The 14,648-nt window shown below is 75.1% G+C and carries 2 protein-coding genes; both read right to left on the bottom strand.

Annotated features, from left to right (window positions below; genetic code table 11):
- The coding region (locus ACIRYZ_RS45415) for a type I polyketide synthase (RefSeq protein WP_402955278.1) at positions 1 to 1,625 on the bottom strand (1,625 nt) is incomplete at its 3' end.
- A 70-nt stretch (positions 1,626 to 1,695) separates the two neighbouring features.
- Positions 1,696 to 14,640 carry an SDR family NAD(P)-dependent oxidoreductase gene (locus ACIRYZ_RS45410; protein WP_402955275.1) on the bottom strand — a complete coding sequence of 4,315 codons (12,945 nt, stop codon included), beginning with the start codon at positions 14,638 to 14,640 and terminating at the stop codon, positions 1,696 to 1,698.
- Positions 14,641 to 14,648: the final 8 nt, after the last annotated feature.

Below are 14,648 nucleotides of genomic sequence, written 5' to 3'. Positions count from 1 at the left end.
CGCGCCAGCGCACCCAACCCGGCCAGCGCCTCCTCCCGCGACCCCGCCACCACCACCGCACGCTCACCCAGCACCGCACGCCCGGCCACCAACGCCCCGGCAGCGTTCGCCAACGAGACCTCGTCCGCCTCGAAGAAGGCCGCCAACCGCTCCGCCTGGCCCGCCAGTGAACCCGCGCTCTTCGCCGACACCACCAGCGGCAGCACACCACCGTCCGACTCGGGAGCCTCGGGCTCCGCGACCTCTGCGGCCGGCGGCTCCTCCAGCACCAGGTGCGCGTTGGTCCCGCTGACGCCGAACGAAGAGACGCCCGCCCGACGCGGCCGACCGACGGCCGACCATTCCTGAGGCTCCGTCAGCAGCCGCACCGCACCCGCTGTCCAGTCCACCTGCGCGGACGGCGCGTTCACGTGCAGGGTTGCCGGCAGCACGCCGTGCCGCATCGCCTGCACCATCTTGATCACACCTGCGACACCGGCCGCGGCCTGGGTGTGACCGATGTTCGACTTCAACGAACCGAGCCAGAGCGGCCGTTGCCGGTCCTGGCCGTAGGTGGCGAGCAGCGCCTGCGCCTCGATCGGGTCGCCCAGCACGGTGCCCGTGCCGTGGCCCTCGACCACGTCCACGTCGGCCGACGACAGGCCGGCCTCGGCCAGGGCCTTGCGGATCACCCGCTGCTGCGAGGGCCCGTTGGGCGCGGTCAGCCCGTTGGAGGCGCCGTCCTGGTTGACGGCCGAACCCCGGATCACCGCGAGCACCCGGTGGCCGTTGCGCCGCGCCTCCGAGAGCCGCTCCAGCAGCACCATTCCGGCGCCCTCGGCCCAGCCGGTGCCGTCGGCCGCGTCGGCGTAGGACTTGCAGCGGCCGTCCGCCGCGAGCGCCCGCTGCCGGGAGAACTCCATGAACATCCCGGGTCCGGCCATCACGGTGGCGCCGCCGGCCAGCGCCAGCGAGCACTCACCGCGCCGCAGCGCCTGGGCCGCCAGGTGCATCGCCACCAACGAGGAGGAGCAGGCCGTGTCGACCGTCACCGCCGGACCCTCGAACCCGAACACGTAGGAGATCCGGCCGGACGCCACGCTGCCCGTGGTGCCGGTGCCGGTGAAGCCCTCCAGCTCCGGGGGGATCGAACCGCCGGTCGCGTAGCCCTCGTTGATCACGCCGACGAAGACGCCGACGTCCGCGCCCTTCAGGCCGGTGGCGTCGACCCCGGCCGACTCCAGCGCCTCCCAGGAGGTCTCCAGCAGCAACCGCTGCTGCGGGTCCATCGCCACCGCCTCGCGCGGCGAGATCCCGAAGAACCCGGCGTCGAACAGCCCGGCCTCGTGCAGGAACCCGCCCCGGTTCACGTACGACTTGCCGCTCTGCGCCGGGTCCTCGTCGAACAGGCTCTCCAGGTCCCAACCCCGGTCGGTCGGGAAACCGGAGACACCGTCGCCGCCCTCGGCGACCAGCCGCCACAGGTCGTCCGGGCCGGCCACGCCACCCGGCAGACGGCACGCCATGCCCACGATCGCGATCGGCTCCGACTTCTCGGCCTCAAGCTCCAGCACGCGCTGCTGGGAGCGGCGCGCCTCGGCGAGGACGCGCTTGAGGTAGTCGCGAAGCTTGCTTTCTTCCGCCATCGAGGTTCGGCTCCTATGGGCTGCGGCGTCGGGTCAGCGGCTGGGGTCGGTGGGTCGGGGACGTCGGTGGCTAGTTGCCGAACTCCGTGTCGATCAGGTCGAAGAGTTCGTCGTCGGAGGCGTTGTCGAAGTCGAGCTCCTCCTCGGCGGTCGGTGCGCCGGTCGCGGTCGACCAGGCGCTGAGCAGGCTCTGCAAGCGGGTGGTCACCTGGGCCCGCGTGGTGTCGTCGGCCGGGGCCCCGGCCAGCAGGGCCTCAAGCCGGCTCAGTTCGGCCAGCAGCGGGTTGGTGCCGGTGGCACTCACCGCCGCCGGGTCGAGCCGGTCGTACAGGTATCCGGCGAGCGGGAGCGGCGCCGGGTAGTCGAAGACCAGCGTGGCCGGCAGCGGCAGGCCGGTGGCCGAGCGGAGGCGGTTGCGCAACTCGACCGAGGTCAGCGAGTCGAAGCCGATCTCCTTGAACGCCGCCTCCGGCCGCACCTGCTCGGGCGCGGTGTGGCCGAGCACGATGGCCACCTGATTGCGCACCAGGTCGAGCAGCAGCGCCCGTTGGTCCGACTCGGAGAGCCCGGCCAGCCGGGCGGCCAGCCCGCCGCCGTCGCCCTCGCCCGCGCGGGCGCGCTGCCGGCCCGGACGGACCAGGCCGCGCAGCAGCGGCGGCACTCCCCCGCCGAGCGCGGCGGCCGCGCGCAGCGACCTCAGGTCCAGCCTGGCCGGCACCAGCAGGGCCGCGCCGTCGGTGAGCGCCGCGTCGAAGAGCGCCATGCCCTCGGCCGCCGTCAGCGGCTCCACGCCGCCGCGCCGGCCGGTGCGGTCGGGGTCGGCCTGCTCCCTCGCGTCGGCAGTCGGCGCCCACAGGCTCCAGGCCAGCGACACGGCGGGCAGGCCGGCGGCCCGGCGGCGGTGGGCGACGGCGTCCAGGTAGGCGTTGGCCGCCGCGTAGGCGCCGGTGCCCGCGCCCAGGAAGACCGAGGAGGCGGACGACATCAGCACGAACGCCCGCAGCTCGGGGGCCAGTTCGCGGGTGAGCCGGTCCAGGTGGCGGACGGCCGTGAGCTTCGGCGCGAAGACCCGGGCGAGCCGGTCCTCGTCCAACTCCCCGATCACGCCCGCGTCGAAGACCCGAGCGGCGTGCACGACGGCGGTCAGCGGGTGCTCGGCCCCGACTGCGGTCAGCAGGGCGGCGACCGCCTGCCGGTCGGTGACGTCGCAGGCCACCACCGACACCTCGGCACCCCGCTCGGCCAGTTCGGCGACCAGTTCCGCCGCGCCCTCCGCGTCCGAACCGCGCCGGCCGGCCAGCACCAGGTGCCGGACGCCGTGGGCCTCGACCAGGTGGCGGGCCGTCAGGGCGCCCAGTGCCCCGATGCCACCGGTGATCAGCACCGTGCCGTCGGCGGCGCCGAGCGGGAGCAGCTCGGGCTCGCCGGCGGCGGGTTGCCGGGTTCGGACCAAACGGGGGACGGTCAGGGCAGTTCCGCCGGCCACCGCGACCTGCGGCTCGCCGCTCGCGAGCACCGCGTCCAGCAGCGGCAGGTCGAGGACGGCGGACCCGACGGCCGTGGCGGCGTCCAGGTCGAGCAGCACGATCCGCTCGGGGTGCTCCGCCTGGGCGGCCCGGACCAGGCCCCAGACGGCGGCACCGACCGGGTCGGTCAGCGCGGTGTCGCCACCCGCGGGCACCGCGCCGCGGGTGACCACCAGCAACCGGGAGTCCTCCAGGGCCTCTTCGGCGAGCCAGGCCTGAACCATCGCCAGGACCCGCGACACCAGGGCCGGCACACCCGTCGAACCGTCCTGGCCCTCGGTGGCGTCCAGCACCACGACCTGCGGAACCTCCGGGCCGGCCGCCAGAGTCGACAGCTGCTCAGTGGTGGAGACCGCCACCCGGTGAGCGGCGCCGCCCGTCGTCAGCGGCGGCTGGGGCAGCGGCAGCCAGTCGACCCGGAGCAGCCCGAGTCCGCCGTCGCCCGCGCCGCCCGCGAGCGCCGCCAACTCGGCAGAGGGGAGCGGGCGGAGGGTGACCGCCTCGGCGGTCAGCACCGGTGCGCCGGTCTCGTCGGCGGCGGTCAGCGAGAACGTGCCCGCCTCCGCCGTCCGGCCGATCCGCACCCGCAGAGCAGTCCCACCGGCAGCGTGCAGGGCCAGGCCGTGCCATCCGGCCGACTGCCACGCCCCGTCCTCCGCACTGCCGGCGGCCGGCAGCAGGGCGGGGTGCAGAGCGGCGGCGAGCAGGGCGGGGTGAATGCCGAACCGGTCGGCACTGTCGCGCTGCTCCTCGGGCAGAGCCACCTCGGCGAACAGCTCCTCACCGCGCTGCCAGGCCGCGCGCAGGCCCTGGAACGCCGGACCGTGCTCGTGACCGCGCGCCGCCAGGTCCGCGCGGATCCCGTCCAGCTCGATCCGCTGGGCACCGGGCGGGGGCCAGGCGGCGAAGTCGAACGCTGCGGGCTGCGCGGTGGGTTCGGTGACGAGCCGCCCGGTGGCGTGGCGGGCCCAGACCTCGGCGCCGCCGGTGTCCGCATCGTCCTCACGGGTGGAGTAGACGTCCACGGTCCGCGCGCCGTGCTCGTCCGGGCCACCGACGGCGACCTGGAGCCGGACGCCGCCCTGCTCGGGGACGATCAGCGGGGCCTCGGTCAGCAACTCCTCCAGCACCCCGGTGGCCACCTCGTCACCGGCGCGCACGGCCAGCTCCATCAGGGCGGTTCCGGGGAGGAGGACCACACCGCCGACGGCGTGGTCGGCCAGCCAGGGGTGGGTGCGCAGGGAGAGGCGGGAGGTGAAGACCAGGCCGTCGGAGTGCGGCAGGCGGACCACCGCGCCGAGGAGCGGGTGGTCGGCGCGGCCCTGGCCGAGCGAGGTCGCGTCGGTGGCGGGGGTGGCGGGGAGCCAGTAGTGCTGGTGGTCGAAGGCGTAGGTCGGCAGGTCCACGTGGCCGGTGGCCGGGACGAGTTGGGACCAGTCCACGGTGGCGCCGCGCACGAAGGCCTCGGCAAGTGCGGTCAGCAGGGTCCGGGCCTCGCCGTGGTCGTCGCGCAGCGCCGCCACACAGGTCGCGCGCTCCCCGGCCGACTCCGCGACCACGCCGGACAGCGCGGCACCCGGGCCCAGTTCGACGAAGACGACCTCACCCGTGCCGGCCGCCGCGGCGACACCGTCGGCGAACCGGACCGGGCGGCGCACGTGCTCCACCCAGTAGGAGGGGTTGGTCAGCTCACCGGCCTCAGCGATCCGGCCGGTCACGTTCGAGATCACCGGGAAGCGCGGCTCCGACCAGCTCACGCCCGCCAGGACCGCCGCGAACTCCTCCAGCATCGGCTCCATCAACGCCGAATGGAACGCGTGAGACACCGTCAGCCGACGGGTCCTGCGGCCCTGCTCGGCCAGCGTCGCCGCCGCCGCCAGCACCGCGTCCTCCACACCGGAGAGCACCACCGCCTGCGGCCCGTTCACCGCCGCCAGGTCCACACCCTCACCCAGCAACGGCACGACCTCGGCCTCGGAAGCCGCCACCGCCACCATCGCACCACTGGACGGCAGCGCCTGCATCAACCGGCCACGAGCCGCCACCACCGCCGCCGCGTCCTCCAACGACAGCACGCCCGCCACATGCGCCGCCACGATCTCACCGATCGAGTGACCCATCACCGCATCGGGCCGCACCCCCCACGACTCCACCAACCGGAACAGCGCCGTCTCCACCGCGAACAACCCGGCCTGCGTGAACACCGTCCGACTCAGATCACCCGAGCGCCCCAGCACCACCTCGGCGACCGGGAACTCCACCCAGCCAGCGAGCCGGGCATCCAGCGCCGCACACGCGGCATCGAACGCCTCCGCGAACACCGGGAACCGCTCGTACAACTCCCGGCCCATGCCCACCCGCTGCGAACCCTGCCCCGGGAAGACCACCACCGCCCTCACCGGGCCGGCCGATCCCGACGGACCGTCAGCGATCCCCCGCAGCCCCGCGATCGCCTCCTCCCGCGTCCCGGCCACCACCACCGCACGCTCGCCCAACACCGCACGCCCGGCCAGCAGCGCACCCGCCACCTGAGGCAGCGCCACCTCACCCGCCGCCAGGAACGCCGCCAGCCGCTCCGCCTGACCGGCCAGCGAGGCCGCGCTCTTCGCCGACACCACCAGCGGCAGCACATCACCATGCACCTCGGAGGACTCGGGCTCCGCGACCTCCGGCACCTGCTCCAGGATCAGGTGCGCGTTCGTCCCGCTGAGCCCGAAGGCAGAGACGCCCGCCCGGCGCGGTCGGCCGTCCGCCGCCGCGGGCCAGTCCCGGGCCTCCGTCAGCAGCTCGACGGCACCCGCCGACCACTCCACCTGCGAGGACGGCGCATCCACGTGCAGGGTCGGGGGCATCACGCCGTGCCGCAGCGCCTGCACCATCTTGATCACACCCGCCACGCCCGCCGCAGCCTGGGTGTGACCGATGTTCGACTTCAACGACCCCAACCACAACGGCCGTTCGGAAGTCCGCTCCTGACCGTACGTCGCCAGCAGCGCCTGCGCCTCGATCGGGTCACCCAGCACCGTCCCGGTGCCATGACCCTCCACCACGTCCACATCCGCCGTGGACAGCCCCGCGTTGGCCAGTGCCCGGCGGATCACCCGCTGCTGTGCCAGACCGCTCGGTGCGGTCAGCCCGTTCGACGCACCGTCCTGGTTGACCGCCGAACCCCGCACCACCGCCAGTACCTTGTGGCCCTTGCGGCGCGCCTCCGACAACCGCTCCAGCACCACCACGCCCGCGCCCTCGGCCCACCCCGTGCCGTCGGCCGCTTCCGCGTACGACTTGCAGCGACCGTCCGAGGCGAGCCCCCGCTGCCGGGAGAACTGGACGAACGCCCCGGGGCCGGTCATCACGGCCGCGCCGCTGGCCAGGGCGAGCGAGCACTCGCCCTGCCGGAGCGACTGCGCGGCGAGGTGCATCGCCACCAGCGAGGAGGAGCAGGCCGTGTCCACGGTGACCGCCGGGCCCTCGAAGCCGAAGACGTAGGAGATGCGTCCCGAGGCGATGCTGCTGCCGGCGCCGGTCGTGACAAAGCCCTCCAGCTCCGCCGGAACGTCGCCGCCCGAGCCGTAGCCCTGGCCCATCAGTCCGGAGAAGACGCCGACGTCCGTTCCCTTCAGCGTCCCCGGGTCGATCCCGGCCCGCTCCAGCGCCTCCCAGGAGGTCTCCAGGAGCAGCCGCTGCTGCGGGTCCATCGCCAGCGCCTCGCGCGGCGAGATGCCGAAGAAGGCGGCGTCGAACTCCCCGGCCACGTGCAGGAACCCGCCCTCGCTCACGTACGAGGTGCCGGTCTTGTCCGGGTCGGAGTCGAAGAGGCCGTCCAGGTCCCAACCGCGGTCGGTCGGGAAGCCCGACATCGCGTCCCGCCCCTCGACCACCAGCCGCCACAGGTCCTCCGGGCTCGCCACCCCGCCCGGCAGCCGGCACGCCATGCCGACGATCGCGATCGGCTCTCCGAGGTCGGCCGGCGCCACCACAGGCGCGGCGTCCGCGCTCGCGGTGTGCGCCGACACGCCGAGCTCGGAGAGCAGGTGGCGGGCCAGTGCGAGCGGGGTCGAGTGGTCGAAGACCACGGTGGCGGGCAGTTTCAGCGCGGTCGCCTCGCGCAGCCGGTTTCGCAGCTCGACCGAGGTCAGCGAGTCGAAACCGGCGTCGCGGAACGCGGTGTCGACCGGCACGCCGTCCGCCCCCGCGTGTCCGAGGACGGTGGCCGCGTGGGTGCGGACCAGGTCGAGCAGCAGCGCCTCCTGCTCCTCGGCCGCGAGCCCGGCCAGCCGGGCGGCCAGCCCGCCCGCGGCGTCACCCGCCGCGGCGGCGCGGGCCGCCTGCCGGGCGGTGCCCCGGATCAGGCCGCGCAGCAGCGGCTGCACGGCGCCGCCGGCGGCCGCCTCGGCCCGCATCCCGCGCAGGTCGAGCCGGATCGGGACGAGCACGGCCGTGTCAGCGCGCAGGGCGAGATCGAACAGGTCCATGCCCTCGGCCGAGCTCAGGGCCCGGCCGCGGGTCCGGCCGCCGCGCGAGCCGTCGGTGCCGTCCAGGTGGGCGGTCATCGCGGTGGCCTGCTCCCACAGGCCCCAGGCCAGCGAGAGTGCGGGCAGCGCAGCCGACCGCCGCTGGTGGGCGACGGCGTCCAGGTAGGCGTTGGCCGCCGCGTAGTTGCCCTGCCCGGCCGAGCCGAAGACCGCGGCGGCGGACGAGAAGAGGACGAACGCCTTCAGGTCCGGGGCGAGTTCGCGGGTGAGCTGGTCCAGATGCTGGACCGCCGTCACCTTCGGCCCGAAGACGTACGCCAACCGCTCCGGCGTCAGCGCCCCGAACGCACCGTCGTCCAGCACACCGGCCGTGTGCACCACGCCGGTCAGCGGGTGCGAGACCGGGACGGCGGCCAGCAGCTCCGCGAGCGCCGCCCGGTCGGCCGTTTCGCAGGCCGCGACGGTCACCGATTCGGCGCCCAACTCGTACAGTTCCGCTTCGAGTTCGGCCGCGCCCTCGGCCTGCCGGCCGCTCCGGCTGGCCAGCAGCAGGTGCCGCACGCCGTGCTCGCCGACCAGGCGCCGGGCGACCAGGCCGCCCAGTGTGCCGGTGCCGCCGGTGATCAGCACCGTGCCGCCCGGGGCGAAGGAGACCGGGGTGCCGGCGCCGGCCTCGGCCGCCGCACGGGTGATCCGCGGGGCCAGCAGGGTGGTGCCGCGCACGGCGACCTGGGGTTCGCCGGTGGCCAGCACGGGGGTGAGCACTGCTTCGACGTCCACGCCGGGGGCGGCGTCGGTGTCCAGCAGGACGATCCGGCCCGGGTGCTCCGCCTGGGCAACCCGGATCAGGCCCCAGACCGCGGCGCCGGCCGGGTCGGTGACGTCGGCGTCGCCGCCGGCTGCCATCGCACCCCGGGTGACGACGACCAGCGTCGCCTCCTCCAGCGCGGGTGCGGCCAGCCAGGCCTGAACGATCGCCAGCACGCGGCCGGTCAGCTCCAGGGCGTCGTCCGCCGTCGCGCCGGACTCGCCGCCGACCGCGTCCAGCACGACCACCGGCGCCACGCCCGAGCCGTTGGTCAGCATGGCCAGGTGCTCCGGGGCGGCCACCGGCACCCAGGCGGGCGGCAGCTCCAGGCCCGGCGCCGAGACAGCGGACAACTCGGTCCACTCCAGGCGGAACAGGGTGTCCCGGCCGTCGTCTCCGGCGGCCCGGCCCAACTGCTCGGTGGAGACCGGCCGGGAGACCAGCGACTGCAGGCTCAGCACCGGGCCGCCGGTCTGGTCGGCCGCCTCCAGCGAGAGGGCGTGCCCGGCCGACTGCACCAGGCGTACCCGCAGCGCGGCGGCACCGGTCGCGTGCAGCCGCAGACCGGTCCAGCCGAACGGCAGGTGCACCGCCTCGGGGTCCGTACGGCGCTCGCCCGTCGGGTCGGCCAGCGCCACGTCCAGCATGACGGGGTGCAGGGCGGCGTCCAGCAGGGCCGGGTGCACGCCGAACCGGGCGGCACCGTCGCGGAGTTCGTCCGGCAGGGCGACCTCGGCGAAGAGCTCCTCGCCGCGCCGCCAGACCGCCCGCACGCCCTGGAAGGCCGGGCCGTAGCCGTACCCCGCGTCGGTCAGCAGCTCGTAGCCGCCCGCGACCGGCACCTGCTGGGCGCCGGCGGGCGGCCAGGCGGTGAAGTCGAAGCCCGGGGTCGCGGTCTGGGTGGTGGCGGTGAGAGTACCCGTGGCGTGGCGGGTCCAGGCCTCGCCGTCGTTGTCACCGGCCGTGTCCTCGGGGGCCGAGAAGACCGCGACGGTGCGGGTGCCGTTCTCGTTCGGTCCGCCGACGGCGATCTGCAGCCGGATCGCGCCCTGCTCGGGCAGGACGAGCGGGGCCTCGATCACCAGCTCTTCGAGGGTGCCGCAGTCGACCTCGTCACCGGCCCGGACGGCCAGTTCGACCAGCCCGGCACCGGGGACGAGGACGACGCCGCCGACCGCGTGGTCGGCCAGCCAGGGGTGGCTGCGCAGGGAGAGGCGGGAGGTGCAGAGCAGGCCGCCGGTCTCCGGCACGGGAACGACGGCGCCGATCAGCGGGTGGTCGGCCGCGGCCTGGCCGAGCGAGGCGGCATCGGTCGCGGGGGTGGTCTGCAGCCAGTAGTGACGGTGCTCGAAGGCGTACGTGGGCAGGTCCACCATCGCCGACCGGGCGGGGAGCACGCCCGACCAGTCCACCGCGACCCCGCGCACGAACAGCTCGGCCATCGAGGCCAGCAGCCGGCGCAGTCCACCGTCCTCGCGGCGCAGCGAGCCGGAGACGATTACTGACGCACTGTCGGTGGTGTCCACCACCTCGCTGACCGGCTGCACCAGCACCGGGTGGGCGCTGGACTCGACGAAGACCCCGAAGCCCTCGGCCGCCAACTGGCCCACCGCCGCACCGAAACCGACCCGGTTGCGCAGGTTGCGGTACCAGTATCCGCCGTCCAGCACACCCGCGTCCCGGACCCACTCGCCCGTCACCGTCGAGTAGAACGGCACGACCGGAGCGCCGGCGGTCACGCCCGCGAGCGCCCCGGCCAACTCACTCTCCACCAGCTCCACGTGGCGTGTGTGGGAGGCATAGTCCACCGCAACGCGACGGACCCGGATGCCCTCGGCGCCCCACTCCTCGACCAGTGCGTCCAGCGCCTCCGCGTCACCGGCCACCACCACGGAGGACGGGCTGTTCACGGCCGCGATCTCGACCCGGCCGTCCCACCGATCCAGGCGCTCGGTCAGCTGATCCTCCGACAGCGCCACCGACGCCATCCCGCCACGCCCCGCCAGCCCACGGGCGATCACCTGGCTCCGTACCGCCACCACCCGCGCGGCGTCCTCCAGCGAGAGCGCCCCGGCCACGCACGCCGCCGCGATCTCGCCCTGCGAGTGACCGACCACCGCATCCGGCACCACACCCACCGACTGCCACACAGCCGCCAGGCCCACCATCACCGCGAAGCTCGCCGGCTGCACCACGTCCACCCGCTCCAGCAGCTCGGCCGACGCCTCGCCCCGCAGCACCTCGATCAGCGACCAGCCGATCCACCGGTCCAGCGCCACCGCGCACTCCGCGATCCGCTCTGCGAACACCGGCGAGGAGTCCAGCAGTTCACGACCCATACCGGCCCACTGCGACCCCTGCCCCGGGAAGACGAACACCCGGCGCCCCGACCCGCCCGAGCCCGCCCCGCCGCTCACCACACCCGGGTGCGACTCGCCCCGCGCCAGCGCACCCAACCCGGCCAGCGCCTCCTCCCGCGCCCCCGCCACCACCACCGCACGCTCACCCAGCACCGCACGCCCGGCCACCAACGCCCCGGCCACAGGCAAAAGTGATGCGTCGCCGGCCTCCACGAACGAGGTCAACCGCTCAGCCTGACGCGCCAGCGAGGCCGTGCTCTTCGCCGACACCACCAGCGGCAACACACCGCCGTCCTCCGAAGGCCCCTCGACCGGTTCGGCCTCAGGCGCCTGCTCCAGAATCAGGTGCGCGTTCGTCCCGCTGAGCCCGAACGAGGAGACGCCGACCCGGCGCGGGTGCCCGGTCTCCGGCCACGCCCGCGCCTCGGTCAGCAGCTGCACCGCGCCGGCTGACCAGTCCACCTGCGGGGTCGGGGCCTCGACGTGCAGGGTGGGCGGCAGCACCCCGTGCTGCAGCGCCTCCACCATCTTGATCACGCCCGCCACACCCGCCGCCGCCTGGGTGTGCCCGAGGTTCGACTTCACCGAGCCGAGCCAGAGCGGGTGCTCGGGCTCGCGGTCCCGGCCGTAGGTCGCCAGCAGCGCCTGCGCCTCGATCGGGTCGCCCAGCACGGTGCCCGTGCCGTGCGCCTCCACCGCGTCCACCTCGGCGGCCGACAGGCCGGCATTGGCCAGCGCCTTGCGGATCACCCGCTGCTGCGAGGGCCCGTTGGGCGCGGTCAGCCCGTTGGAGGCGCCGTCCTGGTTGACGGCGGAGCCGCGCAGCACCGCGAGGATCCGGTGCCCGTTGCGCTGGGCCTCGGACAGCCGCTCCATGACCACCACGCCCACGCCCTCGGCCCAGCCGGTGCCGTCGGCGTTCGAGGAGAACGGCTTACAGCGGCCGTCCGGCGAGAGCGCCTTCTGGCGGGAGAACTCGACGAAGGTGTGCGGGGTCGCCATCACGGTCGCCCCGCTGGCGAGCGCCAGCGTGCACTCGCCCTGGCGCAGCGACTGGGCGGCCAGGTGCATGGCGACCAGGGAGGAGGAGCAGGCCGTGTCCACGGTCACCGCCGGACCCTCGAACCCGAACACGTACGAGATCCGGCCCGAGGCCACGCTCATCGCCGAGCCCGTGGCGGTGAAGCCGCTCAGCTCGGCCGGGACGGCACCGCCGATGCCGTACCCCTGGGTCATCACACCGGAGAAGACCCCGATCTCCCGGCCCTTCGCTGCCACCGGGTCGACCCCGGCCCGCTCCAGCGCCTCCCAGGAGGTCTCCAGCAGCAACCGCTGCTGCGGGTCCATCGCCACCGCCTCGCGCGGCGAGATCCCGAAGAAGGCGGCGTCGAACTCGCCTGCGCCGTAAAGGAATCCACCTTGGTCCACGTAGGACGTGCCGACGTTCTCCGGGTCGGCGTCGAACAGCCCGCGGACGTCCCAGCCGCGGTCGTCGGGGAATCCGGAGATCGCGTCGCGGCCCTCGGCGACCAGCCGCCACAGGTCGTTCGGGGTCACCACGCCGCCGGGCAGGCGGCAGGCCATGCCGACGATGGCGATCGGCTCCTCCGGGTCCACGGCGAGCACCGTGCCCGTGGCGGCCGCGCCGGTCGAGGTCTCGCCCAACTCCTCGCCCAGGTAGCGGGCGAGGGCGACGGGTGTGGGGTAGTCGAAGACGACGGTGGTGGGCAGGTTGAGACCGGTGGCCCCGCGCAGCCGGTTGCGCAGCTGAACGGAGGTCAGCGAGTCGAACCCGGCGTCCTTGAAGGCCTTCTCCACCTGGATGTCGGCCGCCCCGGCGTGGCCGAGCACCGTGGCGACGTGGGTGCGGACCAGCTCCAGCAGCAGTGCCTCCCGCTCGGCGGGCGCCAGGCCGGCCAGCCGGGCGCCGAGCCCGGAGGTGGTCCGGGCGGAGCGCCGCCCGGTCGGCACCAGGTTCCGCAGCAGGGCGGGCACGGGCATGCCGCCGGCCCCCTCGGCGCGCAGGGCGCGGAGGTCCAGCTTGATCGGTACGGCCACGGCCCGGTCACCGGTCAGGGCGAGGTCGAACAGCTCCAGGCCTTCTGCGGGCGCGAGCCCCAGGAACCCGGCGCGGCCGACCCGCGTCCGGTCCTGCTCGGCCAGCCGCCCGGCCATGCCGGTCGCGCCCTGCTCCCACAGGCCCCAGGCCAGCGAGAGCGCGGGCAGGCCGGCGGCGCGACGCTGGTGCGCGACCGCGTCGAGACAGGCGTTGGCCGCCGCGTAGTTGCCCTGCCCGGCCGAGCCGAAGACGCCGGCGGCGGACGAGAAGACGGTGAACGACCGCAGCTCGGGCGCAAGTTCGCGGGTCAGCTGGTCCAGGTGCTGAACCGCCGTCACCTTCGGCCCGAAGACGTGGGCCAGTCGCTCCGGGGTCAGCGCGCCGATCACGCCGTCGTCCAGCACACCGGCGATGTGCACCACACCGGTCAGCGGGTGCTCCGCCGGGACCGCCGCGAGCAGGGCCGCGACCGCCTCCCGGTCGGCCACGTCGGCCGCGGTGACGGTGACGGTGGCGCCCGACCCGGCCAGTTCGGCCATCAGTTCGGCGGCGCCCTCGGCCGCCGGGCCGCGCCGGCTGACCAGCAGCAGGTGCCGCACACCGTGCTCGGCCACCAGGTGACGGGCGACCAGCGCGCCGAGCGAGCCGGTGCCGCCGGTGACCAGCACCGTGCCCTCGGGGTCGAACTCCGCGCGCTGGGCGGGCGCGGAGGCGGTGGCCCGGACCAGGCGCGGCGCGAACAGCGCCGAGCCGCGCAACGCGACCTGCGGCTCGCCGGTGGCCAGTACGGCCGCCAGGTCCGGCTCGGTGCCGTCCAGTTCGGCGTCGACCAGGACGATCCGGTCGGGGTTCTCGGCCTGGGCGGCCCGGACCAGGCCCCAGACGGCGGCGCCGGCCGGGTCGGTCACGTCCGCGTCGCCGGCGGCGGCCATCGCGCCCCGGGTGAGCACGACGAGCCGGGCAGCCACTGCGGCGTCGTCGGCCAGCCAGCTCCGGACGGCCTCCAGGACCCGTGAGGTCAGCGCGAGGGGGGTGTCACCGTCACCGCTGGTGACGGCCTCCAGGACGACGAACGGCCGGGCGGAGCCCTGGTCGGCCACGGCCACCGCGTCGGCGGCACCGTCCACGCGCACCCACTGGGCGGCCGACGTGGCGGTGACGGCGGGCAGATCGGTCCACTCCACCTCGAACAGCGCGTCGCCGCCCTGCGTGGGCCCCGCCGCAGCGGCGAGCAGGCCGGCGTCCAGCGGGCGCAGCGCCACGGCGTCCGCCGCCAGCACCAGTTCCCCGCTCTCGTCGGCCGCCATCAGCGACAGCGCGTCCTGCCCGGCGCGGGCCAGCCGCACCCGCAGCACGGTCGAGCCGGTGGCGTGCAGGGTGAGCCCGTGCCAGGCCAGTGGCTGCCAGAGCCGGCCGGCCTCGGCGGCGACGGCCGCCGCCAGGCTCGGGTGGAGCGCGGCGTCCAGCAGGGCGGGGTGAATGCCGAAACGGCCCGCCTCGTCGTCACGCTCGTCCGGCAGGGCGACCTCGGCGAAGAGCTCCTCACCGCGCCGCCAGACCGCCCGCACGCCCTGGAACGCCGGGCCGTAGGCGTAGCCGCCGGCCACCAGCTCGGGGTACAGGTCGTCGGCGTCGGCCGGCTGGGCTCCGGCGGGCGGCCAGACGCTGAAGTCGCTTTCGGCCAGCGGAAGTTCGGTCCTGGTCGGCGAGAGGAGTCCGGTGGCGTGGCGGGTCCACGCCTCGACGGAGTCGGCGTGCGCGTCCTCGCGGGTGGAATAGACGTCCACCGTGCGTG

Origin of the sequence: Kitasatospora sp. NPDC101155, assembly GCF_044768305.1 — a bacterium.
Lineage (GTDB): Bacteria > Actinomycetota > Actinomycetes > Streptomycetales > Streptomycetaceae > Kitasatospora.
The sequence above is the reverse complement of the archived record's forward strand: the minus strand, read 5'-3'. Positions and strand labels throughout refer to the sequence as shown.